Raw genomic sequence first — 25,552 nt, 5'->3', positions numbered from 1 at the left:
CCTTAACGCGCAGACACTTCACATGGCCAGTCGGTCATTCCTTCCACTTCTAATTTCGCTAATGGCCGGGACCGCCACCGCAGGCGATGGAATTGACGGGCGCTTTGGCCGCACTGAAGTTCGCTATATCGCCACCAAGCCGGCGGTTTTCCACAACGGACAGAAGGCATTCGCCATCGACGATGCCGATGAGGCAGCAATCCTCCGGCTTATTCCAGAAGCCACGAAGGACTTCGCCCTCGTCCGCTCCTGGCAGCCAGCCCTCGAATGTCCAGCCGCTTTTCGCTTACTCAGCATTCAATCCAAGGCGCCGCTCCAGGTCTCTCCCCCTTTCGGCGCCTGCACCGAAATCGCAGGAATCAGCTTCGCTGGCCAATATCCTGTCGTCCATTTGCGCCAACCCGGCGGGGGGAAAATTAAGCAAGTCACGTGGAAGGATGGGAAGATCTACGAGCTGGCAGCGGTAAGCCAAGCGTGTTTCGCGAAGCACGAACAAGCGAACGAAAAGAGCAGCCGGCTGCTTGCAGCCCTTATCGCGGCAAGCGACGGAAGACTGCAATTCCATTCGGCGCCGGACGAGCGCTGCGAAATCGCCGGCACTTTCGTGGTGCCGGGCGACCGGCTCGAAGCATCCCGCGTTCACGGCCGCTATACCTTGGTTTTCTACCAGCATCCGAAAGCTGCGAGAGTCGCCGTCGGCTGGGTCGATAGCTCCCGCCTCAAGCCCGCCAACTAAACCTTGCGCTTCTTCGCTTGCAGGTAAAGGATCTCGCCAACGATCCCTTTGCGGAACAACAGGACGCAGGCAACGAAGATAAAGCCGACCACCAGGCTGACCGCTTCGCCAAGGGTGGAGAACCACTCGATACCGGTGGCTCCGGACATCATGGTGCCGAAGTCGCCGAGCTTGTTCTCCAAAGCGATGATCAGAATCGCGCCGATGATCGGCCCGACCAGCGTGCCCATGCCGCCGACAAGGGTCATCAAAATCACCAGGCCTGACATCGCCCAGTGCACATCGGTCAGCGTTTCAAAGCCCAACACAATCGACTTGGTCGCACCGGCCAGCGCGGCCAGCGAACCGGAAAGCACGAACGCCACGAGCTTGTACCTGTCCACGTCATAGCCCAGTGAGATCGCTCGCGGCTCGTTCTCCTTGATCGCCTTCAGCACCTGTCCGAAAGGCGAATGCACCGTCCGCATGATCAGGGCAAAGCCCGCGATGAAAATCCCCAGGACCACGTAATACATCGTCAGGTCGCTGCCCAGGTCCAGCACCCCGAGCAGCTTGCCGCGCGGGATACCCTGCAGGCCGTCTTCACCACCAGTGAAATCGGTAAAGCGCAGCGCCGCGAAATACACCATCTGCGCCAACGCCAACGTAATCATCGAGAAGTAAATCCCCTGGCGCCGAATCGCCAGGCCGCCCATGACCAACCCGATCACCGCACCGGCCACCACGCCAACCAGCAAGCTCAGTTCAAACGACATCCCCCAATTCTTCAGAGCGTTGCCCGCAAAGTAACCCGCCGCCCCGAAGAAGGCTGCATGGCCAAACGACAGCAACCCCGTAAAGCCGATCAGCAGATTGAACGCGCAGGCAAACAATGCGAAGCACAAGAGCTTCATCAGCAGCACGGGATAGCCGACAAACGGCGCGCCCAGCGCCAGCACGAATGCGATGGAATAGCCCAGCTTCTTGTTCATTTAACGGTCCTTGCCAAACAGGCCAGCGGGGCGCAGCAATAAAATGATGACCATCACCAAAAATACGACCGTGTTGGCGAATTCGGGATAAAACACTTTCGTCAGTCCTTCGATCACGCCGAGCCCAAGGCCGGTCACAATGGAGCCAAGAATCGAGCCCATGCCCCCGATCACTACAACGGCGAATACGACGATTATCAGGTTCGCCCCCATCAAGGGTGTCACTTGTTGGATTGGAGCCGCCAGAACGCCTGCAAAGCCCGCCAAAGCGACCCCAAAGCCGTAGGTCAGGGTCACCATCAGCGGGACGTTGATCCCGAACGCTTCCACCAGCTTCGGGTTCTCGGTGCCGGCACGCAGGTAGGCACCCAGTTTGGTCTTCTCGATCACGAACCAGGTGGCCAGACAAACCACCAACGATGCCAGCACCACCCAGGCGCGATAATTCGGCATCACCATGAAGCCGAGGTCCGTTGCCCCTTGCAGGGCCTCGGGAGTTTCGAACGGCTGCCCTGAGACCCCGTAAAACGAGCGGAAACCGCCTTCGATCAGCAGGGTGAGGCCGAACGTAAGCAGCAGTCCATAAAGGTGATCAAGCTTGTACAGTCGGCGCAGCATGGTCCTTTCGATCACCACGCCCAACACACCCACAATCAACGGCGCCAACACGAGCACGCTCCAATAGCTCATGCCGAAGTAGGTCATGCCGATCCACGCGAGGAAGGCGCCCATCATGTACATGGCGCCGTGCGCGAAATTGATCACATTCAGCAGACCGAAAATCACGGCAAGGCCGAGGGACAGCATGGCGTAAAAAGAACCGTTGACGAGCCCCAGCAAAAGCTGGGACATCATCATCGGAAGCGGGCGGCCGAAGATCTCCATCTAGCTTACTTCCAAAGGGCACACTTGGATTCGGCCTTCGACATATAGGCCTGGTCGCCAGGAATCGTCGCAGCGACCTTGTAATAATCCCAAGGATACTTGGACTCCGACTGCTTCTTCACTTCCATCAGGTACATATCGTGCACCATGCGGCCGTCCGGCCGGACCACGCCATGGGTGGTGAAGACATCCTTGATGGTGGTGGATTTTAGTTTCGCCATGACCTTGTCCGAATCGTCGGTGCCCACGGCCTTCACCGCAGCCAGGTATTGCGATGCGGCAGAATAATCGCCCGCCTGCAGCATCGACGGTTCCTTCTTCATCTTCGCGAAGTAGCGTTTTGACCAGGCGCGCGTGGTGTCGTTCATGTCCCAATACCAGCCGTCGGTCAGGTACATGCCGGCGGTGGCATTCAGGCCAAGCGAGTGGATGTCGTTGATGAACACCAGCAGGCCCGCCATCTTCATCTTCTTCGACACGCCGAATTCATTGGCTGCCTTCACCGAATTGATAAAGTCGCCGCCGGCATTCGCCAGGCCAAGCACCTGGGCTCCCGAGGACGAAGCCTGCATCAGGAAGGACGAAAAATCGGTCCCAGGGAAGGGGTGGCGCACATTGCCGATCACTTTGCCGCCCGACTTGTTGACCACCTCGCTCGTATCCTTCTCCAGCGAGTGGCCGAAGGCGTAATCGGCGGTCAGGAAGTACCAGTTCTTGCCGCCCTGCTTGACCATGGTGCTGCCGGTACCACGCGCCAGCGCCACCGTGTCGTAGGCGTAGTGCACGGTGTAGGGCGTGCATTCTTCATTGGTCAGGCGCGAGGAGCCGGCACCAACCACCATGAAGACCTTCTTCTTGTCTGCGGCCACTTTTGCCATTGCCAGGTTGGCGCCGGAATTTGTGCCGCCAACCAGCATGTCCACGCCCTGCTGGTCGAACCACTCGCGCGCCTTGGAGGCGGCGATATCGGCCTTGTTCTGGTGGTCGGCAAAAACAAATTCGATCTTCTTGCCGTTGATCGCACCTCCGGCATCGGCAATCGCCATCTTGATCGCTTCGGCGCCGCCCTGCCCGTCGATGTCTGAGTAGACGCCTGACATATCGGTAATGAAACCGATCTTGATGGTGTCGCCGGAAATCTGGGCGTGCGCGCTACCAAAGGCGCAAAGGGCTGCTGCAAAGGCAATGGCGTTGCGTTTCATAGTGTCTCCGTTTTCAGTTTTGATATTCAAACGCCCAGCAGCTCGGTCAATACCGGCATGCGGGCGTCCAATTCCGATGACGCAAAACTCTCAACAATCCGACCGTGTTCCATGACATAAAACCGATCCGCCAGCGGTGCCGCGAACCGGAAATTCTGTTCGACCATCACAATCGTGTAACCCTTGGCCTTCAGCGTGCGGATCATGCGCGCCAGCCCTTGCACGATAACGGGCGCCAGCCCTTCCGAGATTTCATCCAGCAGCAGCAGGCGCGCACCGGTGCGCAGGATGCGCGCCACCGCCAACATCTGCTGCTCGCCGCCGGACAAGCGCGTGCCCTGGCTCGTTCGGCGCTCCTTCAGGTTCGGGAACATCTCGTAGATTTCTTCGACCGGCATGCCCTGCCCGGTCTTCAACGCCGGCGGAAGCAGCAAGTTTTCCTCGGTGGTAAGCGAAGAAAAAATGCCACGCTCTTCAGGACAATAGCCGACTCCCAAGTGGGCAATCTTGTGCGTCGACAAACCGATCGCTTCCTGGCCATTGATGCGGATCGAACCCTTGCGCGTCCCGGTCAAGCCCATGATGGCCCGCAGCGTCGTGGTGCGGCCGGCGCCGTTACGGCCAAGCAGCGTCACCACTTCGCCGTGGTTCACGTTCAGGTTCACGTCATGCAGGATGTGCGACTCGCCATACCAGGCCTGGAGCTGGCTGATCTCCAGCGCGGCCGTCATGCTTCGGTTCCCATATAGGCTTCCATCACTTGCGGGTTCTTCGACACTTCTTCATACGGTCCTTCCGCCAGCACCGCCCCGCGCTGCAGTACGGAGATGCGGTCGCAGATGCCTGAGACCACGCTCATATTGTGTTCAACCATCAGGATCGTGCGCCCGGTGGAAACCTTCTTGATCAACTCGGTAACGCGGTGCACGTCCTCGTGGCCCATGCCCTGGGTTGGTTCGTCGAGCAGCATCAGTTCGGGCTCCATGGCCAGCGTCGTGGCGATCTCCAAGGCGCGCTTGCGGCCATAAGGCATGTCGACCGTCAGCGTATCGGCGAACGAAGCCAGGTCGACCTCGGCCAGCAATTCCATCGCGCGGCCATTCAAGCGCTCCAGCGTGCGTTCGCTGCGCCAGAAATGGAAGGTCGTACCCAGCTTGCGCTGCAAGCCGATGCGCACATTCTCGAGCACGGTCAGGTGAGGGAAAACTGCGGAAATCTGGAAGGAACGAATCACGCCCATGCGCGCAATCTGCGCCGGCTTGTGCGAGGTGATGTCCTTGCCGTTAAAGAGAATCTGGCCCGAGGTGGGCACCAGGAACTTGGTCAGCAGGTTGAAGCATGTCGTCTTGCCGGCGCCGTTCGGACCGATCAAGGCGTGGATATGCCCTCGCTGGACTTGCAGGTCCACGTTGGCGACAGCGGTGAATCCCTTGAACTCCTTGGTCAAACTCTTTGTTTCCAAGATGAAGTCGGACATTGCGTCTCCCCGGTTTTGCTAGATCATACACAAAAGCGCTGCCTTTTCCGCAATCATGATTACCGGGGAATTCGTGTTACCGGAAGTAATGGTGGGCATCACCGAGGCGTCGGCGATGCGCAAGCCGCGCACGCCGAGAACCCGCAATTCGCTGTCAACCACGGCCGAAACGTCGTCAGCGCGACCCATTTTGCAGGTGCCGACCGGGTGGAAAATCGTGGTCCCGATGGACCCCGCAGCCTCGGCCAACTCCTCGTCGGTGCGAAAATGCACACCGGGTTTGCATTCTTCCGGCCTGTATTTCGCCAGCGCAGGCGCGGAAACGATCTTGCGCGTCAGGTTCAGCGCAGCCGCGGCCACGCGCCGGTCTTCGTCAGTACTCAAGTACATCGGCGTAATTTTCGGCGGCGCGTATGAGTCGGCCGAAGCGATGCGCACATGGCCGCGCGAGGTTGGGCGCAGGTTGCAAACGCTCGCGGTGAAAGCAGGGAAGTCGTGCAGCGGTTCGCCAAAGCGCTCCAGCGAGAGCGGCTGCACGTGATACTCCAGGTTAGGCGTGGCTTGCTCAGGACCCGACCGTGCAAAAGCGCCCATCTGCGAAGGCGCCATCGACATCGGCCCGCTCTGGAACAGCGCATATTCAAGCCCAATGCGTGCCTTGCCCAACCAGCTTGAAGCCAGGGTGTTCAATGTCCGCGCGCCCTGGACTTTGAATACCATGCGCAGCTGCAGGTGATCCTGCAGGTTGGCTCCGACGCCGGGCAAATCATGCACCGGCTGCACGCCTGCCTGCGCCAGCATGTCTGCAGGGCCGATGCCGGACAGCTGAAGAATCTGCGGCGTGCCGATCGCTCCAGCCGCCAGCAGGGTTTCACGCGCCTCCGCGTTCCAGCGAGTACCACCGCCGGTGAATATGACGCCTTTGCAGACACCCTCCTCCAGCACCAGTTTTTCAACGTGGCAGCCCGTCATCAACGTCAGGTTGGGGCGTCCGGTCGCGGCTCGCAAAAAAGCTTTCGCAGTATTCCAGCGAATCCCGCGCTTCTGGTTCACCTCGAAATATGAACAGCCGAAATTATCACCGCGGTTGAAATCGTCTATCTTCGGGATGCCTGTCTGTTCTGCAGCATCGCGGAACGCGTCGAGAATGTCCCAGCGCAAGCGCTGCTTTTCAACGCGCCATTCGCCGCCGGCGCCGTGGAAATCCGAAACGCCGCCGTGATGGTCTTCGCTCTTGCGGAATAGAGGCAAAACTTCCGACCAGCGCCAGCGTGGATCGCCGCATAGCTCGGCCCACTGGTCGTAATCGTTAGCCTGGCCGCGCATATAGATCATGCCGTTGATCGAAGAACTCCCGCCAAGAACCTTTCCGCGCGGGTAAATCAAGCTGCGGCCGCCCAGGCCCACATCCGGTTCGGTGCGAAACAGCCAGTCCGTACGCGGATTATTGATGCAGTGAAGGTAACCGACCGGGATGTGAATCCAGACGTAATCGTCCTTTCCTCCCGCTTCGATCAATAGCACCTGGTTTTTTGGATTTTGCGTGAGGCGATTCGCGAGAACACAGCCCGCCGTCCCTCCGCCCACGATGATGTAGTCAAACTGGCCCGCAGATTCCAAGCTTTCTCCTGGTCCGAAGCTGTGGATAACGCTATGAATATCCACAGGCATCGTTTGTGAGTAAACATGACTTCCCGAAAACCGCCCAAAATTGTCCAAAAACAGTCCGCAACTCACGCAAGGTTTACGCGCCTGCTTATACAGCCCGTAAACCCCTGATTTTTCTCCGCAAGGTGCACTTATCCACAGAAAGTCGGGGTTGTTAACAACCATTACTACTTTGTATACACACTAATCTAACGTAAACAAAACTCTCCACCTATACTGAACAAGCAAGTTGTTCCATGCAATTCGCCTGGAGGGGCTCTTGTCGACCACCGAAGCCTATCGACGCTTTCGCAGGCGATTGCTCGTCACCATGACGATGCTCGCCCTGCTCGCCACGGCAGTCGTCGCCTGGCAACTCGCATCTTCTGCAAGCGATCGCGAACAAGCTATCCGTAAGCAAACCCAGCACTACGCACGAGCTATCGAAGCGCACGTACTCAGCACAATCCAGCTATCCGACATTGCCCTGCTAGGCTTTTCGAATGCAATTAAGGTCGCCCCGTATACGCCACAGACAATCGATAGCTTGCTCTCCTCGCGCGGTGCATTCTTCGGAAGCAATTTTTGGATCACTTTCCTGGATCCGAATGGCTATGCAGCAGCCAGCTCGCGCGATATCGCCGTCAAAGGCGTGAACTATGCTGATCGGGACTACTTCCAAGCCCAGCTCAAGCCAGGAAACGGGCTGTTTATTGGAGAACCAACCATAGGCAAAGTCTCAAAGTCGCGCCTGTTCTTCCTGAGCCGCAGGGTTGAAGACGCTGATGGCAAGTTCCTGGGAGTGATTGTCGCCCCGGTGGATGCCAGCAATCTTGCCGAGACTTTCGAAAACTCACGCCTGAGCGAAGACGTGACAATCACTCTGTTCCACACCAATGGACATATCGTGGCTCGCGCACCACTTTTTGACCAAACCTTTAACCGAGATATCCGAGACTCAAATGTCTATCGCGCCTTCGGCAGCAATCCAACTGGCACAATTAACACCGTCAGCCCTATCGACAAAAAATCCCGCATCGCCAGCTACCGCAAATTGCCGAACCTTCCCCTGGTAGTCACTGTCGGAAATTCCAATGTCGGCCTTGCTCTGATTTCACAACGCCAATTCCTGATTGCCGGCGTCGCACTATTCCTCATCTTCACGCTGATCCTGGCCGCCATCGTCTATGCCTTGCGATCCTTTGCTGCAGCCGAAGAACGCGAACGCCGCTACCGGATCCTCTACGCAACATCGACCGAAACCGAAAAAAAACTGGCCAGCAGCGAACAGCGCTTACGCCTGATAGCCGACAATCTGCCAATCGTGATCGCGTACATGGACCGCGACGAACATTACTCCTTCAAGAACCGGCGCTTTGCTGAAATTTACGGCAATGGTGAAGAACTGCAGCAAGTCTTGCCGCCAGAGTTGTACGCCGAAACCAAACCACATCTCGAACGCGCCTTTGCCGGCGAAACTGTCCATTTCGAACGCGGTATGCAGCGTAAAGACCAGGAGCGCTGCGACGCCATCACCTACGTGCCCGATCGTGACGAATACGGAAATGTCATTGGCCTCTTCGTCATGGCGGAGGACATCAGCGAGCGAAAGCGTCACGAAGAATCCAGCAAACTGGCCACCCTAATGTACGAAAATGCCTCCGAAGGCATGATGGTGACCGATGCCGAAGGCCGAATTCTTTCCGTAAATCCGGCCTTCTCCCAGATCAGCGGCTACGCCTCCGAAGAAGTCATTGGCCATCTTGCTTACGAACTGACTTCCAGCCACCAGAACATCAAGTTCTACAGCCGCATGCGGCAAACCATCACCCACACCGGCTACTGGGAAGGGGAAATCTGGCACCAGCACAAGAATGGCGACCATTATTTGGTTTCGCTGCGTTTCAACACTGTGTTCGATGACAAAGGTAACCCGCTGCGACACGTCGCCTTGTTCACTGATATTACGAAGAAAAAGGCCACCGAGGAAGCGATCTGGAAACAGGCTAACTTCGATAACCTGACAGGACTACCCAACCGGCGTATGTTCAATGACCGCCTGCGCCAGGAGATCAAAAAAGCAGCGCGCGACCAACTGCCGATGGCGCTGATCTTCATCGACCTGGATGGATTCAAAGCCGTCAACGATACGCTTGGCCACGACTTTGGCGACATCCTGCTCAAACAAGTGGCGGAACGCCTGCACGAGTGCGTACGCAATACCGATACCGTAGCCCGCCTTGGAGGAGATGAATTCACCGTCATACTCAGCGAGCTCAAAGAGCCCGGCGATGTAGTCAGGATCGTGCAGGAAATCCTGCATAGCCTGTCCAGGTCCTTCCAGCTCAAGCACGAAATCGCCCATATTTCAGGCAGCGTAGGCATATCCCTGTTTCCGGACGATGGCGACGATGCTGAAGTGCTCATCAAAAATGCAGACCAGGCGATGTATCTCGCGAAACAGCAGGGCCGGAACCGCTTCAACTACTTCGCGCCCTTCATGCAGGAAGCCAGCCAGATGCGTATCGAACTGGCCAAGGAGTTGCATAGCGCTTTAAAAAACAAGGAATTACGGCTTCTGTTCCAGCCAATCCGCCACCTCGCCACAAACAAAATCGAAATGGCGGAAGCGCTCATTCGTTGGGAACATCCCCAGCGCGGTTTGCTTAAACCAGCCGAGTTCATCGGCGTTGCCGAAAATACCGGCATCATCGCGGCCATCGGAGAATGGGTCTTCCAGGAAGCAGCAGCCCTGGCAGCGAGCTTCGGCAATGACTTCAAGGTTTGCGTGAACAAATCAGCCTGGCAGTTCCGCCACGAAGCAGTAGGCGTCGAACATTGGTTGGAATTGCTGCGCGAGCAGGCACTTTCACCCCGCTCGATGGTGATTGAAATAACCGAAGGCTTGCTACTGGAAGCGAACCGCGAAGTCGTGCATCGCATGGAGTCGCTCAGGGACGCCCATCTCCAGATATCCCTGGACGATTTTGGCTATGGCTACTCGTCCCTCAACTTCCTGAAGCGTTTCAAGATCGATTTCCTCAAGCTGGACACCAGCTTCAGCGACAACCAACTCCTGTGCGAGGCAATTGTCGCCATGGCCCATAGACTCGACATCAAAGTCATCGCGGAAAAGGTCGAAAACGAGGCCCAACTGGAAATTTTGATCGCTGCAGGATGCGATTTCGGCCAGGGATACCTGTTCGGAGTGCCAATTTCTGCTGAAAAACTACACCACCTGTTGATAAGTCAATGAATATCCACAGGATCGAATGTGTGTAAACACCGTTTTTGAGTTCACGCACAAAATTTGTTCAGAACTCGTCCGGTTTACATGCAGTTCTTGTCCAGCCAGTTCTACAATTCGTAAACTTCTGATTCTGTGGATGTTAACAGCTTTATCCACAGACAGGGTCGCGTTTACTATCTACTACTATCCTTTCGTATACAACTTTAAATAAATAGAGGAAAACTCGCGCATGCGTCTCGGGATCATCTCCGCCTTGGCAGAAGAACAACAAGGTCTACTGGAAGCCATGGAGAGCCCCTACAAGCTCATTCACGGTAAGCGTGAGTACACGGCCGGAAAACTCTGGAAAATCGATTCTGTGGCTGTTTTATCGCGAATTGGCAAGGTCGCTGCTGCTGTGACTGCTGCAACACTTGTGGAGAAGTTCAACGTTACCCACATCATCTTTACCGGCGTTGCCGGTTCTGCAGACCTGGGGGTTCAAGTTGGAGATGTTGTCGTCGCGGATTCCCTGGCACAACATGACTTTGATGCCAGCCCGCTGTTTCCACGCTTCGAAATACCGCTGACCGGGCTTTCACGCATGCCTACAGATCGCGAATTGAGCCTGAAACTCAGCCTGGCTACACGCGAATTCCTGCAAAACAACGCACAAGTGCACCGCGGCCTGATCGGTAGTGGAGATCAATTCATCAAGGACAGGGCCCATCTGGGAGCCTTGAAAGACGCACTGCCTGATCTATTGGCAGTGGAAATGGAAGGCGCAGCAGTTGCCCAGGTTTGCCACGAACTGGGAATACCGTTTGCCATCATGAGGACGATTTCCGACAACGCCAACGAAGAAGCGGCGACGGATTTCATGCACTTCGTGCAAACCGTCGCCGCTCGCTACGCCTATGGCGTCATCCAGAATTTCTGCAAATCGCTTACTTGATCGGCAGTTTGGTAGTGTTTTTCACTTCTTCCATCACCGCATAAGTGTGGGTCTCGCGCACCCCCTTCTGCAGCAAAGTTTTCCCAAGGAACTCGCGGTAAGCCGCCATGTCTTTCACACGCGCCTTGACCAGGTAGTCAAAACCGCCGGCAACCATATGGCATTCCAGGACTTCGGGAATGAGCTGGACACTGTGTTTGAAGGCATCAAACACCTCGGGCGTAGTACGATCCAGCACGACTTCAATGAACACCAGCAGCGAAACATCGAGTAACTGCGGGTTCAGCTGCGCCGTATACCCCATGATGTAGCCGGCCTCGTGCAGCTTTCGCACCCGCTCAAGGCAAGCGGCAGGTGACAGGTTCACTCGCGCAGCCAGTTCCACATTGCTGATCCGGCCATCGTTCTGCAACTCGGCCAGAATCTTCTTACTGATCTTGTCCAGCATTACATCCCCACTATTAATTTTATTCGGTCAAATTCTCTCACCAAAAACTATCTATTGCTAGTAATAAGTATTACCAGAATTAATCCGAGCGATTCCGCCGTACAATCGAATCATTAGTTGCACTGCACAACACGCCCGCGCAAACAGGGTTTGCCGGGCGTGTTTTTGTGTCAACGCCCAGCTTTCTTACATACTAGCCAATAGAGACATTCATGCATCTGAACACCACTCCGTTCGCCGCACTTCAAGCAGAAATCCTGCGCGATCCCACCCCGCTGCGCAGCGCCATCACCGCTGCGTACCGCCGCGACGAGCAAACTGCCGTGCAATGGCTTCTGTCGCAAATTAACGTCGGTTCCCCGGAAACTACACAAGATGCACAGTCCCTGGCCAAGCGCCTGGTAACCGCTGTTCGTGAAAAGCGCACCCGTTCCTCCGGTGTGGATGCGCTGATGCATCAATTCTCGCTCTCGTCCGAAGAAGGCATCGCCTTGATGTGCCTGGCCGAAGCACTGTTACGCATTCCTGACTCCGCAACTGCAGACCGCCTGATCGCCGACAAGATTTCCAAAGGCGACTGGCGCAAGCACCTGGGCGAATCGCCTTCCCTGTTCGTGAATGCAGCGACCTGGGGCTTGCTGATTACTGGCAAACTGGTCAGCTCCTCCAGCGAAGAAGGGCTCGGCTCGGCGATCACCAGCCTGATCGCCAAAGGTGGCGAACCGTTGATCCGCAAAGGCGTCGACCTGGCGATGCGCATGCTGGGCAACCAGTTCGTCACCGGCCAGACGATCGATGAAGCAATCAAGAACGGCAAGGACAACGAAGCCCGCGGCTATCGTTATTCTTACGACATGCTGGGCGAAGCAGCGCTGACCGAAGCCGATGCAGCCAATTACTACGCCGCTTACGAAAAGGCGATCCACGCCATCGGCAAGGCATCGAATGGCCGCGGCATCCGCAATGGTCCAGGCATTTCCGTCAAGCTGTCCGCACTGCACCCGCGCTACAGCCGCGCCCAGCGCGAACGCGTGATGACCGAACTGCTGCCGCGCCTCACCGCCCTGGTCAAACTGGCCAAGGGCTACAACATCGGCCTGAATATCGACGCCGAAGAGGCCGATCGCCTGGAGCTGTCCCTGGACCTGATGGAAGCAATGGCCTTCAATCCTGAACTGGAAGGCTTCGACGGCATCGGCTTCGTGGTGCAGGCCTACCAGAAGCGCTGCCCATTCGTGATCGACTACCTGGTCGACCTGGCAAAGCGCAGCGGCCGCAAATTCATGGTGCGCCTGGTGAAAGGCGCCTACTGGGATGCTGAGATCAAGCGCGCCCAGGTCGATGGCATGCCTGGCTACCCGGTCTATACGCGCAAGGTTTACACCGACGTATCGTACCTGGCTTGCGCACAGCGACTGCTGGCAGCAAGCGACGTGATCTACCCGCAATTCGCCACCCACAATGCCCAAACGCTGTCCACGATCTACACCTGGGCCAAGCGCGACGGCATCAACGGCTACGAATTCCAATGCCTGCACGGCATGGGCGAGACCCTGTACGACCAGGTGGTCGGCGCAGAAAACCTCGACAAGGCTTGCCGCATTTACGCACCGGTCGGCTCGCATGAAACCTTGCTCGCCTACCTGGTACGCCGCCTACTGGAAAACGGCGCCAACTCCTCGTTCGTGAACCAGATCGTCGACGAAAGCATTCCGGTTGACTCCCTGATCACCAATCCGATCGAAGCCGCACGCAAACTGAATGGCGTACCGCACAACGGCATCGCACTCCCGCTGGACATGTTCGGCGCAGAACGCAAGAACTCCGCCGGTATCGACCTGTCGAACGAGGACGTGCTGCGCGAAGTTTCGCTGGCGCTGGCACAACCGCGCAGCTGGACCGCCGGCCCGCTGCTCGCAGTTGACGCCATTGCTGGCCAGGTTGCGCAACCTGTCATCAACCCAGCCCGCAAGGACGACGTCGTAGGTTCGGTGACCGAAGCCACTGCAGATGACGTCAACAACGCCCTGAACGCAGCCAGCCAATTCGCCATGGATTGGCAAACCACCGAACCATCGCAACGCGCCGCCTGCCTGGATCGTGCCGCCGACCTGTTCGAAACCCACAAACTGGAGCTGATGGCGCTGGCCGTGCGCGAAGCCGGCAAATCGCTGCCGAACGCAATTGCCGAAGTGCGTGAAGCAGTCGACTTCCTGCGCTACTACGCAGTGCAAGTGCGCGGCAGCACCAACACGCTGGCGCTGGGCCCTGTGACCTGCATCAGCCCATGGAACTTCCCGCTGGCGATCTTCACGGGCCAGGCCGCCGCAGCACTGGCAGCGGGCAATGTGGTGCTGGCAAAACCAGCCGAACAAACGCCGCTGATCGCGCAACGCGCAGTAGAACTGCTGCACGAAGCCGGCGTACCGCGCGCAGCGCTGCAATTCCTGCCAGGCCGCGGCGAAGTGGTTGGCGCAGGCCTGTGCAACGACACCCGCGTAAAAGGCGTGATCTTCACCGGCTCCACCGAAGTGGCGCAGCTGATCAACCGTACCCTGGCCAAGCGCTCGGTTGCTGAAAATGTGGACATCCCGCTGATCGCAGAAACCGGCGGCCAGAATGCGATGATCGTCGACTCCTCCTCGCTGCCGGAACAAGTGGTCGGCGACGCGATTTCGTCAGCCTTCGACAGCGCTGGCCAGCGCTGCTCCGCGTTGCGCGTGCTGTTCCTGCAAGAAGACATCGCCGACAAGACAATCAAGATGCTGAAAGGCGCGATGAAAGAGCTGCGAATCGGCTCGCCAGACCGCCTGGTGACCGACATCGGCCCAGTGATCGACAAGGAAGCGCAACAAAACCTGCTATCGCACATCGAAAAAGTACGCGCCCACGCCAAGGCCAGCTTCTCCCTGGAAGTACCAGGCGCCGACGCCGGAACGTTCGTGCCGCCGACGGTGCTGGAGATCAGCTCCCTGCCCGAGCTGACCAAGGAAGTGTTTGGCCCGGTGATGCACGTGATCCGCTACAAGCGTTCCGAACTCCCGAAAGTGATCGAGCAAATCAACGGCAGCGGCTTTGGCCTGACCCTCGGCGTGCACTCGCGCATCGACGAAACGATCGACTACATCACCTCCAGCGCACACGTAGGCAACATCTACGTCAACCGCAACATCGTCGGCGCGGTGGTGGGTGTGCAGCCATTCGGCGGCGAAGGCAAATCCGGCACTGGCCCGAAAGCCGGCGGCCCGCTGTACCTGAAGCGCCTGCTGCGCGGCGCCGTCACGCTAGAGCGCCATGAGCGCCAGGGGCTGCCTGCAATCGACTCGCTGGCAGCATGGGCCAAGGCACAAGGCAAGAGCCGCCTCGCAGCGCATATCGAAAGCTACGCACGCACCACGCCAGTGGGCAGCCTGACGGTCCTGCCAGGACCGACCGGTGAGCGCAATACGCTGGCCTACGTCCCACGCGGCAATATCGCCTGCTTCGCCTCGCACACCGACGTGCTGCTGAACCAGATTGCAGCCGCCCTGTCGACCGGCAATCGCGCCCTGATAGTAGATGGTTCGTTGCCGGCAGACCTGCCAGGAGACGTAAAAGCCGTGATCCAGACAGTAGCCGCCGCCGACATGTCAAAAGCCGACTTCCAGATCGCCCTGGTGGAATCCAGCCTCGGCGCCAAGTTGCGCCCAGAACTGGCCGCACGCGACGGAGCGATCGTATCGGTCATCGACACGACGGAAGAAGGCGACATCCCGCTGTGGCGCCTGATTGCCGAACGCGCCCTATGCGTCAACACCACCGCCGCCGGCGGCAACGCCAGCCTGATGACCCTCGACGCCTAACTACGGCTCACTTCGTGTCACACCTTGGGGTCACACCCCAAGTGTGACACGGGCTCAACTGTTTGATTTTCGTCAGCATGCACGGCATGTTCAGATGCTAGCGTTGCAGTTATGAGCCGCGCCCCACGCATCGTATTTCCTGGAGCGATCTACCACGTAACTTCGCGTGGGAATCGTCGTGCTGCCATTTATCATGACCGGCGCGATCACCTGATTTGGCTCGACACATTGTCTGAAACCGTGGACAAGCACGAGCTTAAGGTATATGCCTTTTGCCTGATGCCGAACCACTATCATTTGTTGATAGAAACGGTTCAAGCCAATTTGTCGGCCGCTATGCTTCAGCTGAATTCCTCATACTGCCAGCACTTCAACCATCGGCACGGATTAACCGGCCACGTTATCCAAGGCCGCTTCCACGCGGTCAACGTGGCAAGAAGTGAGCAAATGCTCGCAGTGGCCCGCTATATCAGTCTCAATCCCGTACGGGCAAAACTCGTACATGATGCCGCCGATTGGCCGTGGAGCAGTCATCGGTACTATCTCGCCCTTGACGATGCGCCAGGTTGGCTCGAAACCAGCTGGCTGCTCTCGCAATTTGGATCAGGCGACCGGAGCCAAAGAGTCGCCGCCTACCAGGAATTCGTCGCGAACGGGATCGATCTACCCGATCCACTGCGCTTTCATAAAGAACGTCCCAATCCGCAATCGGAAGATGCTCAATCCTTAATCGCCTTCGCTTCGATTTACCAAGACCGCGACGAAGCCATGGCGCGTGCGTTTCAAACCAGCGCCTACACGCGCGAGCAAATCGCAAACCACTTCGGAGTATCAATACGGACAGTCGCGAGGGCAATCGACCGTTTTCTGCCAAACAGCCGATGAGGCCGTGTCACACTTGGGGTGTGACCCCATGGTGTGACACGAGCCCGGCTGTAGGCTTAGTAGGTGTCGTTTTTGGGATTGGTGCCGGGGGCGGTCTTCTGGGCGACCGAGTTCATGCTCTCGAGGTGGCTGCGCAGCCATTTGTGGGCTGGGCTGCGGGCGTCGCGTTCGTGCCAGAGCATGTCCAGGTGTACGGCTGGGAGCTGGAATGGCAGCTCTTTGTAGATCAGCGCATCTGTCATGCCAGTGGAGGCGATCAGGTGCTTCGGCAACACGGTGATCAGGTCGCTATTGGCCACCACGCGGCCAGCGGTGAAGAACTGGTTCACCGTCAGCAGGATGCGGCGTTCGCGCTGAATCTGCGCCAGCGCTTCGTCGACCAGGCCATGCGCACGGCCGGAAAAGCTGACCAGCAGGTGGTTGGCCCCGCAGTAGTTATCCAGCGTCAGGTCTTGCTTGGCCAGCGGGTGCCCGCGCCGCATCACGGCCACGTAAATCCCGGAATACAGGCGTTCATGGCGAATCGGTGAGCTCGGTTCGCTCATCAACTGCGCTGCGACGCCAGGGAAGAAGCCGACCGCCAGGTCGATATCCCCGCGCAGCAGCATCGGCCGCGGCTCCCGCGTTGTCAAAGGTACCATGCGGATGTTCACGCCTGGCGCTTCGCGTTCAATCGAGCGCATCAGGGAAGGCAGCCAGAACGCGGCCGTTGCATCGGCCATCGCCATGCGGAACGTGGCATGGGTCTTGGACACGTCAAACGTGCCCGGCGTCACCGCAGCTTCCAGCGAGGCCAGTGCGCTGCGGACTTGGGGCCACAGCGCTTCCGCCCTGGGCGTCGGCTTTACGCCATAGGCCGTGCGGATCAGTAAGTCGTCGCCCAGGCTTTCGCGCAGGCGCTTGATGGCGTTCGACACCGCCGGCTGCGTCATGGCCAGGTGGCCGGCAGCGCGCGTCAGGTTCTGCTCAGTCATTACCGCGTCGAAAACGCGCAGCAGATTCAGGTCCAGGGTCAGAAAGCTCATCGGTCATTCACACCAATAATGATTGTTATGGAGAAACGGAATTGGCGTTATATGTTGCGGCGCACTATAGTACCAATAGATTCTAAAGGTATAGAAACAGCCATGTCTACTTACATTAACATCATCGAATTTGCACAGTACCTGCCGCTGGTGATCCTGGCGCTGGCGCTGGCATTCGTGTTCAAGCCGCTGCTGCGTGGTATCGCCCGCGCTGCCGTGCTTGTCGTTAAGCCAAAGTTGAGCAAAGAGGAACGCTTGCAACGTCGCCTGATGCGCGACACCATGATGTTCAAGCGTATGCTGAATTCGATGGAAGGCTCGCCTAGCCACGTCGCAGAACTGCGAGCAATGGCCTGCCGCGCGTAAGCCTTCCGCAGCGCAGCAATCAGTTCGTTTCCGGTGCTGGGGCTGGTTTTTCCGCGCCTGACAACAGTTTCGGTTTCAGCGAAGAATCAACCGGCTTGTTGCCGATCCAGATGCGCATGATGGCGTTGAAGAACGCCTGGTCCGGCAGCGTTTCCCCGACCTTCTTCCCGTTCAGGAACGGCTGGGAGCCGGTCGAAGGGTTCCAGTCCACGATCAGCTCGTCGCCCTTCTTCAGTCCAGGGAACTGGGCAAAAATCTCCCCGAAAGCCTTGGTCTGAGGCAGCAGCTTGGTGCGTTCTTCCGGGCTGACGTTGTCGTTCAGGCCCTTCATGAAGGCCATGCCGAAGTCGTCCGAGCTCAGGTCACGCATGGCGACGATGCGAATGCGGCGCGGCCCGCCAACGCTCAGCACGTCCTGCACGGTGGTTTTCTTTTCTTGCAGGTAAAAGCCTACCGCGTAGACCTTGAACACCAGCTTGGTGCGCACGCCGGCGCCGTTCAGCTTGAGGTCATGGCCGGCTACGCTGACCGTTTCGGGGAATTTGACACCCGCTACTTCGGCGGCAAATGCGGGCAGGCTGCTGGCGGCCAAGAAAGCGGCGGCGGCAGCAGTTTGTAAAAGTTTACGGCGAGTAATACTCATTTTGTCTCCGTTTGTATCAAGTAGCAATATACCGCAGAGCTACCCTTTTTGGGAGGCATCAGGTCTTATCTGCCTGCAATTTCTCGAATTTTGCCAACAGTTGCTCCTTGCTTTCCCGCCAATCTGGATTAAATGGAATGCAAGAGACCGGGCAGACCTGCTGGCACTGCGGTTCATCGAAGTGACCGACGCATTCGGTGCACTTGTTGGGATCAATTTCGTAGATCTCCGGACCCATGTAGATCGCGTCGTTCGGGCACTCGGGCTCGCACACGTCGCAATTGATGCAGTCGTCGGTAATCATTAAAGCCATGGCATTACTCTCTTATTCGCCCTTGCGCGCTGCGATCTTTTTACGCAGCCAGCGGTCGACGGACGGGAAAACAAACTTGGATACGTCGCCGCCAAGCTCTGCGATCTCGCGCACGATGGTGCCCGAGATGAACTGGTACTGGTCGGATGGGGTCAGGAACAGCGTTTCCACATCCGGCAGCATGTAGCGGTTCATGCCCGCCATCTGGAATTCAAACTCGAAGTCGGACACGGCGCGCAGGCCGCGCACAATCACGCGTGCATCGTGCTCGCGCACGAAGTCTTTCAACAGGCCGGAAAAGCTCTCGACTTTGACGTTTGGATAATGGCCCAGCACTTCGTTGGCAATTTCCAGCCGTTCTTCAAGCGTGAAGAACGGATGCTTGTTCTGGCTATCGGCCACGCCGACGATCAGTGTGTCGAACAGGCCCGATGCGCGGCGCACCAGGTCTTCGTGACCCCGGGTCAGCGGGTCGAAAGTACCCGGATAAACTGCTACAACCATTGCAACTCCATGCGTTTGGCTTAGGACAAAGAAGAATTATGCCTCATTTTCAGGCAATGCCTGAAGCAGGTGGTAGTACACCATGCCCGCCTTGTCGGCACGCACCACTTCCCAGCCGTCGAAGGCCAGCGGTGCTTCCGCCTCGGCATAAACCAGGCCGCCGTCCTTGAGCAGCGCGCGGCACAGCGGCAGCGCGCGCTCCAGCAGGCCTTGCTGGTAAGGCGGGTCGAGGAAAATCAGGTCGAATCTGGCGCCGCGGCCGGCCAGCGATTGCGCCGTCGCCAAGGCGTCGCCGCGCTGAATGGCGATATTGGTGGCTTTCAGCTTTTCGCGGTTGGCTTCCAGCTGGCGCACGACGGCGCTGTTGGCGTCAACCATGGTGACCTTGGCCGCGCCGCGGCTGGCGGCCTCGAAACCGAGGGCGCCGCTGCCGGCAAACAGGTCCAGCACCTGGGTGTCGCTCCAGGCGGCATCGTGCAGGTGGTTGATCCAGTTGAAGACGGTTTCGCGCACGCGGTCTGGCGTTGGGCGGAGGCCTAGTGCTTCCAGCACCGGCAATGGCGTGCGCTTCCAGTCGCCGCCAATGATGCGGACCTGGTTGGGGACTTTCTTTTTTTGCATGGCCGGCATTATCTCATGCCGTCTGGGCGCCAAGGCTTAATGCACTTGCGCCGCAAGGGTATTCAGGTCCTTGATCCAGCCTTCCATGCGCTTTTGCGCGTGGGCTTTCTGCTCTGGCGTAGTGATGCGCACGACGGTGTGGACAAGTTCCACGGTCGACTGGGTATAGTTCTCGAAGAAGGCTTTGCGTTCAGATGCGTCCAAGCGGTCAAAGCCCGAGCGGATCAATTCTTCGACCCACTGCGTGGCCACTTGCTTGCTCGGCCGCTCGGTCATGATCTTGCGCGCCAGGTTCATGATCTTCTGCTGGCGCCGGATACGCTCGTCGAGCCACAGCGCATTATCCAGCGGCCGCGCGTCGGAGGTCTTGCGGATGATGGCTTCCTGCTCATCGCTGAAACCACCGAACCATAGTTCGAACTGTTCCATCGACTTCTTGAAGCGGAACTTGTTCTGGTCCTGGGCATCGCCCTTCATGTTCTCCTTGTGGAATTTGACATTGTTCTTGGTGAACTTCTTCTCCATGCCGGCGAGTTGCTCGGGCTTGAGCGACAGCGCCAGCTCCGCGATATCGGGGGCAGAGCGCAGCAGCAGCGCCTCGGTACGGTCGCGGATATCCACATAGTCGGCCATCAGGTCGGCCTGCGTCGGGTTGCCGCGCAACTGGCGTTGGGCCTTTTGCAGGAACTGAACATAGTCCTGAAGCTGGGTCTTGCGGTGCCAGCGGAAAAATTCGTCGATATCCTGCTTGACCTCCGCCTTCTGTTCGCTGTCGAAATCGACGTAGGCGTCGAGCCACCAGTACAGCAAGGTATCGCCGTTGTTATAAGCCAGCCGCAGGGAGCTGCATGCTGCGAGCAGAAGGGCAAAAGCCAGCACGATGCACGTGTTAAACTTTTTCATCTTTTAACTCACACAAGAAAACTACGGTCTATGAACGTCGTCATTCTCGCCGCCGGCATGGGTAAGCGCATGCAGTCGGCGCTGCCAAAAGTTTTGCATCCCGTAGCCGGCAAGCCTCTGTTGTCCCACGTCATCGACACCGCGCGCAGCCTGTCTCCGGCTAAATTGTGCGTCATTTACGGGCACGGCGGCGCAGCGGTGCTGGCTTCGCTGGACAAGCACAAGGCCGTTCCCGGCACCGAAATCTCGGCCGCCCTGCAGGAACCGCAACTCGGCACCGGCCACGCTGTCCAGCAAGGCCTGGAGCACCTCGACGACGACCAGCCAACCCTGGTGCTGTATGGCGACGTGCCGCTGACTTCCGCCGCTTCCCTGAAACGCCTGGCCGAAGCCGCCGGCAAGGACAAGCTGGGCATCCTGACCGTGGTGCAGGACAACCCGTTCGGCCTGGGCCGCATCGTTCGCGTGGGCGGAGCGATCCAGCGCATCGTTGAAGAGAAGGATGCCACAGAAGCCGAGCGCCTGATCAAGGAAATCAATTCCGGCATCATGGTGATCCCGACCGCCAAGCTGAAGCAGTGGCTGGGCAAGCTGAAAAACGAAAACGCGCAAGGCGAGTACTACCTGACCGATATCGTCGCCATGGCGGTGGAAGAAGGCGTGCAAGTCGTCTCGGCCCACCCTGCCGCAGCGTGGGAAGTGCTGGGCGTGAACAGCAAGGCCCAACTGGCCGAACTGGAACGCATCTACCAGCGCAATGTCGCCAACTGCCTGCTGGACAAAGGCGTGACCCTGGCCGACCCTGCGCGTATCGACGTGCGTGGCGAGCTGACTTGTGGCCGCGATGTGACAATCGACGTTGGCTGCGTCTTCGAAGGCAAGGTCGAAATCGGCGAGGGCGCAACCATCGGTCCGAACTGCGTGCTGATTAACGCGAAGATCGGCGCCGGCGCCAATATCAAGGCTTTTACCCATATCGAAGAAGCGGTGGTCGGCGACAAGGGCCAGATCGGACCTTATGCCCGCCTGCGCCCTGGCACCGAACTGGGTGAAGACGTCCATGTGGGTAACTTCGTCGAAATCAAGAACAGCCAGGTCGCCGCGCACAGCAAGGCAAACCACCTGGCTTACGTGGGCGATGCTACCGTCGGTTCGCGCGTGAACATCGGCGCCGGCACCATCACCTGCAACTACGATGGCGCGAACAAGTTCCGCACCGTGATCGAAGACGACGCCTTCATCGGCAGCGACAGCCAGCTCGTGGCGCCTGTAACCGTGGGCGCAGGCGCGACCATCGGCGCCGGCACGACGCTGACCAAGGACGCACCAGCCGGCAAGCTGACCATCTCGCGCCCTAAACAGTTGACGGTTGAAGGCTGGAAGCGCCCAGTGAAGGTAAAGAAGACCTAAGCAACCGAGAACTGGCGGCGGCGCTGGTAAGTAAATTTCACCAGCTCGGGGAAGAAGCGATCGAAACCATCGGCGATCGCTTCGTAGTGCTGCTGCACTTCCCCGATGCCCTCGCGCAGCAGGTGGCCGTTCCGGCTTAACCTGTCCGACATGCGGGTCAGCGCCAGCTCGACCCCGCTGAACTCCCCATAAGCACCCAGCCAGTCCTGCTTGATCAGCTTGGGTAGGATTTCGCGCAGCCGCTCCGGCAACTGCCCTTCATGCGCCGCCAGGGCGCCGTAGAAGCGCTCGATCAGTTCCTGGCGCGGCTCCTCGCAGTATTCGTCCCAGCGCTGGCTCAGGATATGGTCGTAGAACACGTCCAGCACGATGCCCGCATAACGCCGCCGGCCTTCCGTGAACAAGCTTTTGGCCTCGGTCACTACCGGGTGGCTATCCGTGAAAGAGTCGATAAATCGGTGCAGCGCGATCTCATTCGCGATCTCCGGCGCGTAGTGATCCCCGCCGTTCGCTTTGACGAAATCGCCCAGCATAGCGCCGACCATGGCCGCCTCGCTATGGCGTGCCAGGTAGATATGTGCGAGGTAGTTCATGCCCCATTCTAGCGCTGTGGATAAAGATGTGTAAAAGCCGGTGCAATTCCGCCTGAAAACCATGGGACAGGCCTTGGATAAGAGGCGGCTGACACGCGCAAATTATCCACACAGCGCGCGGTTGCACTGCGTCTGTGGAAAAGCCTGGGGAATACCGGCTAACAACCACGGATAACTTAAAACTGTGGATAAGGATGTGGGAAACCCTGCGGAAAACGCGAGGATATGCGGTGCGTATCGCTGGATAACCGCGCCGGAGCGGCGCGGTGGTGTGGAAAAAGATGTGTATAAGCCTGTGCTTAGCCCGGTATAAACCGGGATAACTGGCTCAGACCGGAATGCTGGTCTCGAACTTGCTCCGGAAAGTGGAAAAGTAGGCTTTGACATTGCGCACATTGGCCTGCCCGGCGAACAAACGGTGGGCCAATGCATGGTAGGCCGGCATGTCCGACACCTGCACGATGAGCACGAAATCCGGCCCGGGAGAGACGCGATAGCACTGGAGTATGGCCGGTTCCGGCGCCACCAGCGCCTCGAATTCCGTCATCCGCTCAGCGGCCTGGATATCCAGGGAGATTTCCACAACCGCCGTCAGGTGCGCCCCGACCTTATCCGCGGCAACCAGGGCAACCTCCCGTTCTATGACCCCGGAATCACGCAAATGCTTGACCCGGCGCAAGCAGGTTGGCGCAGACACGTGCACCGCGGCAGCCAGTTCAGCGTTGGTTTGGGAGGCATCCTTCTGCAAAGCGTTGAGGATGCGACGATCAATTTCATCAAAGTCCATAATTTGAAAGAATATTTCTACATGCTTGCACTGAGAAATATTCTTTCACAGTACAGAGAAATGAGAAAGCAAATTTCTTCGTGCCTGCTCTAGCATGCATCCATTAACTTTTAAAGAATGAGGTCGCGTATGTGCGGTATCGTCGGCGCTGTAGCCCAGCGCAATATCACCCCCATCCTGGTTGAAGGCCTGAAGCGCCTGGAATACCGCGGCTACGACTCGTGCGGCGTCGCCCTGCACCTGGACGGCAAACTGCAGCGCTCCCGCAGCACCTCCCGCGTGGCCGACCTCGAAAAGCAGATCGACGAAGGTGGCCTGAACGGCTTCACCGGCATTGCCCACACGCGTTGGGCCACCCACGGCGCCCCAGCCTCGCACAACGCCCACCCGCACTTCTCGCCAAGCGAGTCGGCCGCCCGCATCGCCCTGGTCCACAACGGCATCATTGAAAACCACGACGAACTGCGCGCCGAACTGACCGCCCTGGGTTACGTCTTCACCAGCCAGACCGACACCGAAGTGATCGCCCACCTGGTCGACCACATGTACAACGGCGACCTGTTCGACACCGTGCAGCACGCCGTCAAGCGCCTGCACGGCGCCTACGCCATCGCCGTGTTCTGCCGCGAAGAGCCGCACCGCGTGGTCGCCGCGCGCCAGGGCTCGCCGCTGATCGTCGGCATCGGCCAGGGTGAAAACTTCGTCGCCTCCGACGCCATGGCGCTGGCCGGCACCACCGACCAGATCATTTACCTGGAAGAAGGCGACGTGGTCGACCTGCAACTGGGCCGCGTCTGGATCGTCGACGTCGACGGCAAACAGGTGCAGCGCGAAGTAAAGACTGTGCACGCCCACACCGGCGCGGCGGAACTGGGTCCATACCGCCACTTCATGCAGAAGGAAATCTTCGAGCAGCCACGCGTGGTCGGCGACACGCTGGAAGGCGTGACCGGCATCATGCCGGAACTGTTCGGCGACGGCGCCTACAAGGTCTTCAAGGAAATCGACCGCGTGCTGATCCTCGCCTGCGGCACCAGCTACTATGCCGGATCGACCGCCAAGTACTGGATCGAATCGATCGCCAAAGTACCGGTCAGCGTGGAGATCGCCTCCGAATACCGTTACCGCGACAGCGTGCCAAATCCTAAGACCCTGGTGGTGACCATCTCCCAGTCCGGCGAAACCGCCGACACCATCGCCGCGCTGAAGCACGCGCGCAGCCTGGGCATGGAGCACACCCTGACCATCTGCAACGTGGCCACCAGCGCCATGGTGCGCGAGTGCAAACTGGCCTACATCACCCGTGCCGGTGTTGAAGTAGGCGTGGCATCGACCAAAGCCTTCACCACCCAGCTCGCCGCCCTGTTCCTGCTGACCCTCAGCCTGGCACAAGTGAATGGCCTGCTGACCGAAGAACAGGAATCTGCACACCTGAAAGCCATGCGCCACCTGCCTTCCGCCATTGCCGCCGTGCTGGCGCTGGAACCGCAGATCATCGCCTGGGCCGAAGAATTCGCGCGCAAGGAAAACGCCCTGTTCTTGGGCCGCGGCATGCACTACCCGATCGCCCTGGAAGGCGCGCTGAAGCTGAAAGAGATTTCGTACATCCACGCGGAAGCTTATCCAGCCGGTGAACTGAAACACGGCCCGCTGGCGCTGGTGACCGACGAAATGCCGGTGGTGACCATCGCCCCGAACGACGCGCTGCTGGAAAAACTGAAATCGAACATGCAGGAAGTGCGCGCCCGCGGCGGCCAGCTCTACGTCTTCGCCGACGTCGATTCGCGCATCACCTCAGGCGACGGCCTGCACGTGATCCGCCTGCCGGAACACTACGGCCAGTTGTCGCCGATCCTGCACGTGGTTGCGCTGCAGCTGCTGGCCTATCACACAGCCCTCGCACGCGGTACCGACGTTGACAAGCCACGTAATCTGGCGAAATCTGTGACTGTCGAATAATCGCCACGACATATTCAGCTCGCCGTGCGGGCGGTAAATAGAAGCGTTCCTTTCGCTCTACTTAAATGCATGGGTTTCGAGAGCGCTAAGCTCAAGAAACCCAAGCGCGGCTAGGGTGGGAACGCATTTATTTACCGTGACAGAATTCTTC

Annotated in this window: 23 protein-coding genes; 8 read left to right on the top strand and 15 right to left on the bottom strand. The window is 58.5% G+C overall.

What is annotated here, in order from left to right; translation table 11 throughout:
- Nucleotides 1-61: 61 nt before the first annotated feature.
- The gene (locus ACN9MY_RS01970; protein ID WP_426320159.1) at nucleotides 62-736 is read left to right on the top strand and encodes a hypothetical protein; all 675 of its coding nucleotides are present in this window, start codon (nucleotides 62-64) and stop codon (nucleotides 734-736) included.
- On the opposite strand, the gene ACN9MY_RS01965 is transcribed toward ACN9MY_RS01970, so the two are convergent.
- From ACN9MY_RS01965 to ACN9MY_RS01940, 6 genes are read right to left on the bottom strand one after another with little or no spacing between them, the layout of a single operon-like run.
- On the bottom strand, nucleotides 733-1,707 hold the full coding sequence (locus ACN9MY_RS01965; protein WP_426320157.1) for a branched-chain amino acid ABC transporter permease: 975 nt from the start codon (nucleotides 1,705-1,707) through the stop codon (nucleotides 733-735). The two genes, ACN9MY_RS01970 and ACN9MY_RS01965, sit on opposite strands and share 4 nt — an antisense overlap.
- A complete protein-coding gene (locus ACN9MY_RS01960; protein WP_426336784.1) occupies nucleotides 1,708-2,592 on the bottom strand; it encodes a branched-chain amino acid ABC transporter permease in 885 nt (294 codons plus the stop codon).
- A gap of 5 nt (nucleotides 2,593-2,597) precedes the next feature.
- Nucleotides 2,598-3,794, bottom strand: coding sequence for an ABC transporter substrate-binding protein (locus ACN9MY_RS01955; RefSeq protein WP_426336783.1), 1,197 nt, complete (start codon nucleotides 3,792-3,794; stop codon nucleotides 2,598-2,600).
- Nucleotides 3,795-3,820: 26 nt separating this feature from the next.
- Nucleotides 3,821-4,525, bottom strand: a complete 705-nt coding sequence (locus ACN9MY_RS01950) for an ABC transporter ATP-binding protein (RefSeq protein WP_426166965.1) — start codon at nucleotides 4,523-4,525, stop codon at nucleotides 3,821-3,823.
- Nucleotides 4,522-5,271 (bottom strand): ABC transporter ATP-binding protein, encoded by a 750-nt coding sequence (locus ACN9MY_RS01945; RefSeq protein WP_426166963.1) that lies wholly within the window; start codon nucleotides 5,269-5,271, stop codon nucleotides 4,522-4,524. Before ACN9MY_RS01945 ends, ACN9MY_RS01950 begins: the two co-directional genes overlap by 4 nt.
- Nucleotides 5,272-5,289: 18 nt before the next feature.
- On the bottom strand, nucleotides 5,290-6,891 hold the full coding sequence (locus tag ACN9MY_RS01940) for a GMC family oxidoreductase (protein ID WP_426336782.1): 1,602 nt from the start codon (nucleotides 6,889-6,891) through the stop codon (nucleotides 5,290-5,292).
- A gap of 307 nt (nucleotides 6,892-7,198) precedes the next feature.
- Here ACN9MY_RS01940 and ACN9MY_RS01935 point away from each other — a divergent pair, with 307 nt between their 5' ends.
- Both ACN9MY_RS01935 and ACN9MY_RS01930 read left to right on the top strand, forming a co-directional pair.
- A complete protein-coding gene (locus ACN9MY_RS01935) occupies nucleotides 7,199-10,174 on the top strand; it encodes a bifunctional diguanylate cyclase/phosphodiesterase (protein WP_426336781.1) in 2,976 nt (991 codons plus the stop codon).
- 223 nt (nucleotides 10,175-10,397) lie between these two features.
- On the top strand, nucleotides 10,398-11,102 hold the full coding sequence (locus ACN9MY_RS01930; protein ID WP_426320144.1) for a 5'-methylthioadenosine/adenosylhomocysteine nucleosidase: 705 nt from the start codon (nucleotides 10,398-10,400) through the stop codon (nucleotides 11,100-11,102).
- Here the strand turns inward: ACN9MY_RS01930 and ACN9MY_RS01925 are convergent.
- Nucleotides 11,095-11,550 (bottom strand): Lrp/AsnC ligand binding domain-containing protein, encoded by a 456-nt coding sequence (locus ACN9MY_RS01925; RefSeq protein WP_028103394.1) that lies wholly within the window; start codon nucleotides 11,548-11,550, stop codon nucleotides 11,095-11,097. The genes ACN9MY_RS01930 and ACN9MY_RS01925 overlap by 8 nt on opposite strands.
- 212 nt (nucleotides 11,551-11,762) lie before the next feature.
- Here ACN9MY_RS01925 and putA point away from each other — a divergent pair, with 212 nt between their 5' ends.
- Nucleotides 11,763-15,392: a trifunctional transcriptional regulator/proline dehydrogenase/L-glutamate gamma-semialdehyde dehydrogenase gene (gene putA, locus ACN9MY_RS01920; RefSeq protein WP_426320141.1), complete on the top strand. Its 3,630-nt coding sequence runs from the start codon at nucleotides 11,763-11,765 to the stop codon at nucleotides 15,390-15,392.
- Between the two features lie 111 nt (nucleotides 15,393-15,503).
- Nucleotides 15,504-16,277 carry an REP-associated tyrosine transposase gene (locus tag ACN9MY_RS01915; RefSeq protein ID WP_426320139.1) on the top strand — a complete coding sequence of 258 codons (774 nt, stop codon included), beginning with the start codon at nucleotides 15,504-15,506 and terminating at the stop codon, nucleotides 16,275-16,277.
- Between the two features lie 56 nt (nucleotides 16,278-16,333).
- On the opposite strand, the gene ACN9MY_RS01910 is transcribed toward ACN9MY_RS01915, so the two are convergent.
- Entirely contained in the window at nucleotides 16,334-17,302 is a 969-nt protein-coding gene (locus ACN9MY_RS01910; protein WP_426166951.1) for a LysR family transcriptional regulator, read from the bottom strand.
- Between the two features lie 102 nt (nucleotides 17,303-17,404).
- Between ACN9MY_RS01910 and ACN9MY_RS01905 the strand changes: the two genes are divergently transcribed.
- Complete coding sequence (locus ACN9MY_RS01905) at nucleotides 17,405-17,668, top strand: hypothetical protein (protein WP_426166949.1); 264 nt, start codon at nucleotides 17,405-17,407, stop codon at nucleotides 17,666-17,668.
- A 19-nt stretch (nucleotides 17,669-17,687) separates the two neighbouring features.
- Here the strand turns inward: ACN9MY_RS01905 and ACN9MY_RS01900 are convergent, their stop codons facing one another.
- Genes ACN9MY_RS01900 through ACN9MY_RS01880 form a run of 5 tightly spaced genes read right to left on the bottom strand, consistent with a single transcriptional unit; the run spans nucleotide 17,688 to nucleotide 20,652 of the window.
- A complete protein-coding gene (locus ACN9MY_RS01900; RefSeq protein WP_426320137.1) occupies nucleotides 17,688-18,311 on the bottom strand; it encodes a chalcone isomerase family protein in 624 nt (207 codons plus the stop codon).
- A gap of 58 nt (nucleotides 18,312-18,369) precedes the next feature.
- A complete protein-coding gene (locus ACN9MY_RS01895; RefSeq protein ID WP_426166945.1) occupies nucleotides 18,370-18,624 on the bottom strand; it encodes a YfhL family 4Fe-4S dicluster ferredoxin in 255 nt (84 codons plus the stop codon).
- 12 nt (nucleotides 18,625-18,636) lie between these two features.
- Nucleotides 18,637-19,128, bottom strand: a complete 492-nt coding sequence (coaD, locus tag ACN9MY_RS01890; RefSeq protein ID WP_057262219.1) for a pantetheine-phosphate adenylyltransferase — start codon at nucleotides 19,126-19,128, stop codon at nucleotides 18,637-18,639.
- A 36-nt stretch (nucleotides 19,129-19,164) separates the two neighbouring features.
- Nucleotides 19,165-19,749 (bottom strand): 16S rRNA (guanine(966)-N(2))-methyltransferase RsmD, encoded by a 585-nt coding sequence (gene rsmD / locus ACN9MY_RS01885; RefSeq protein ID WP_426166943.1) that lies wholly within the window; start codon nucleotides 19,747-19,749, stop codon nucleotides 19,165-19,167.
- A 36-nt stretch (nucleotides 19,750-19,785) separates the two neighbouring features.
- Complete coding sequence (locus ACN9MY_RS01880) at nucleotides 19,786-20,652, bottom strand: DUF6279 family lipoprotein (protein WP_426166941.1); 867 nt, start codon at nucleotides 20,650-20,652, stop codon at nucleotides 19,786-19,788.
- A 30-nt stretch (nucleotides 20,653-20,682) separates the two neighbouring features.
- Here ACN9MY_RS01880 and glmU point away from each other — a divergent pair, with 30 nt between their 5' ends.
- Nucleotides 20,683-22,062, top strand: a complete 1,380-nt coding sequence (gene glmU / locus ACN9MY_RS01875; protein ID WP_426166939.1) for a bifunctional UDP-N-acetylglucosamine diphosphorylase/glucosamine-1-phosphate N-acetyltransferase GlmU — start codon at nucleotides 20,683-20,685, stop codon at nucleotides 22,060-22,062.
- Here glmU and ACN9MY_RS01870 read toward each other — a convergent pair.
- Together ACN9MY_RS01870 and ACN9MY_RS01865 are read right to left on the bottom strand one after the other, a co-directional pair.
- Nucleotides 22,059-22,655 (bottom strand): ACP phosphodiesterase, encoded by a 597-nt coding sequence (locus ACN9MY_RS01870; protein WP_426320131.1) that lies wholly within the window; start codon nucleotides 22,653-22,655, stop codon nucleotides 22,059-22,061. The two genes, glmU and ACN9MY_RS01870, sit on opposite strands and share 4 nt — an antisense overlap.
- A gap of 328 nt (nucleotides 22,656-22,983) precedes the next feature.
- The gene (locus ACN9MY_RS01865; RefSeq protein WP_426320129.1) at nucleotides 22,984-23,442 is read right to left on the bottom strand and encodes an Lrp/AsnC family transcriptional regulator; all 459 of its coding nucleotides are present in this window, start codon (nucleotides 23,440-23,442) and stop codon (nucleotides 22,984-22,986) included.
- A gap of 129 nt (nucleotides 23,443-23,571) precedes the next feature.
- Between ACN9MY_RS01865 and glmS the strand changes: the two genes are divergently transcribed.
- On the top strand, nucleotides 23,572-25,401 hold the full coding sequence (glmS, locus tag ACN9MY_RS01860) for a glutamine--fructose-6-phosphate transaminase (isomerizing) (protein WP_426320127.1): 1,830 nt from the start codon (nucleotides 23,572-23,574) through the stop codon (nucleotides 25,399-25,401).
- The last annotated feature ends 151 nt before the right edge of the window (nucleotides 25,402-25,552 follow it).

This window comes from Pseudoduganella sp. R-31 (assembly GCF_049913235.1).
In the GTDB taxonomy this organism is placed as follows: Bacteria; Pseudomonadota; Gammaproteobacteria; order Burkholderiales; family Burkholderiaceae_D; genus Rugamonas.
The sequence above is the reverse complement of the archived record's forward strand: the minus strand, read 5'-3'. Positions and strand labels throughout refer to the sequence as shown.

Excerpts from the sequence above, each read along its gene's own strand:
- rsmD (WP_426166943.1), bottom strand. The coding sequence starts at position 19,749 with ATGCAAAAAAAGAAAGTCCCCAACCAGGTCCGCATCATTGGCGGCGAC.
- ACN9MY_RS01910 (WP_426166951.1), bottom strand. The coding sequence starts at position 17,302 with ATGAGCTTTCTGACCCTGGACCTGAATCTGCTGCGCGTTTTCGACGCG.
- ACN9MY_RS01950 (WP_426166965.1), bottom strand. The coding sequence starts at position 4,525 with ATGACGGCCGCGCTGGAGATCAGCCAGCTCCAGGCCTGGTATGGCGAG.
- ACN9MY_RS01945 (WP_426166963.1), bottom strand. The coding sequence starts at position 5,271 with ATGTCCGACTTCATCTTGGAAACAAAGAGTTTGACCAAGGAGTTCAAG.
- ACN9MY_RS01970 (WP_426320159.1), top strand. The coding sequence starts at position 62 with ATGGCCGGGACCGCCACCGCAGGCGATGGAATTGACGGGCGCTTTGGC.
- ACN9MY_RS01915 (WP_426320139.1), top strand. The coding sequence starts at position 15,504 with ATGAGCCGCGCCCCACGCATCGTATTTCCTGGAGCGATCTACCACGTA.
- glmS (WP_426320127.1), top strand. The coding sequence starts at position 23,572 with ATGTGCGGTATCGTCGGCGCTGTAGCCCAGCGCAATATCACCCCCATC.
- ACN9MY_RS01905 (WP_426166949.1), top strand. The coding sequence starts at position 17,405 with ATGTCTACTTACATTAACATCATCGAATTTGCACAGTACCTGCCGCTG.
- ACN9MY_RS01880 (WP_426166941.1), bottom strand. The coding sequence starts at position 20,652 with ATGAAAAAGTTTAACACGTGCATCGTGCTGGCTTTTGCCCTTCTGCTC.
- ACN9MY_RS01865 (WP_426320129.1), bottom strand. The coding sequence starts at position 23,442 with ATGGACTTTGATGAAATTGATCGTCGCATCCTCAACGCTTTGCAGAAG.
- ACN9MY_RS01960 (WP_426336784.1), bottom strand. The coding sequence starts at position 2,592 with ATGGAGATCTTCGGCCGCCCGCTTCCGATGATGATGTCCCAGCTTTTG.
- ACN9MY_RS01955 (WP_426336783.1), bottom strand. The coding sequence starts at position 3,794 with ATGAAACGCAACGCCATTGCCTTTGCAGCAGCCCTTTGCGCCTTTGGT.
- ACN9MY_RS01930 (WP_426320144.1), top strand. The coding sequence starts at position 10,398 with ATGCGTCTCGGGATCATCTCCGCCTTGGCAGAAGAACAACAAGGTCTA.
- ACN9MY_RS01895 (WP_426166945.1), bottom strand. The coding sequence starts at position 18,624 with ATGGCTTTAATGATTACCGACGACTGCATCAATTGCGACGTGTGCGAG.
- ACN9MY_RS01925 (WP_028103394.1), bottom strand. The coding sequence starts at position 11,550 with ATGCTGGACAAGATCAGTAAGAAGATTCTGGCCGAGTTGCAGAACGAT.
- ACN9MY_RS01965 (WP_426320157.1), bottom strand. The coding sequence starts at position 1,707 with ATGAACAAGAAGCTGGGCTATTCCATCGCATTCGTGCTGGCGCTGGGC.
- glmU (WP_426166939.1), top strand. The coding sequence starts at position 20,683 with ATGAACGTCGTCATTCTCGCCGCCGGCATGGGTAAGCGCATGCAGTCG.
- coaD (WP_057262219.1), bottom strand. The coding sequence starts at position 19,128 with ATGGTTGTAGCAGTTTATCCGGGTACTTTCGACCCGCTGACCCGGGGT.
- ACN9MY_RS01900 (WP_426320137.1), bottom strand. The coding sequence starts at position 18,311 with ATGAGTATTACTCGCCGTAAACTTTTACAAACTGCTGCCGCCGCCGCT.
- putA (WP_426320141.1), top strand. The coding sequence starts at position 11,763 with ATGCATCTGAACACCACTCCGTTCGCCGCACTTCAAGCAGAAATCCTG.
- ACN9MY_RS01870 (WP_426320131.1), bottom strand. The coding sequence starts at position 22,655 with ATGAACTACCTCGCACATATCTACCTGGCACGCCATAGCGAGGCGGCC.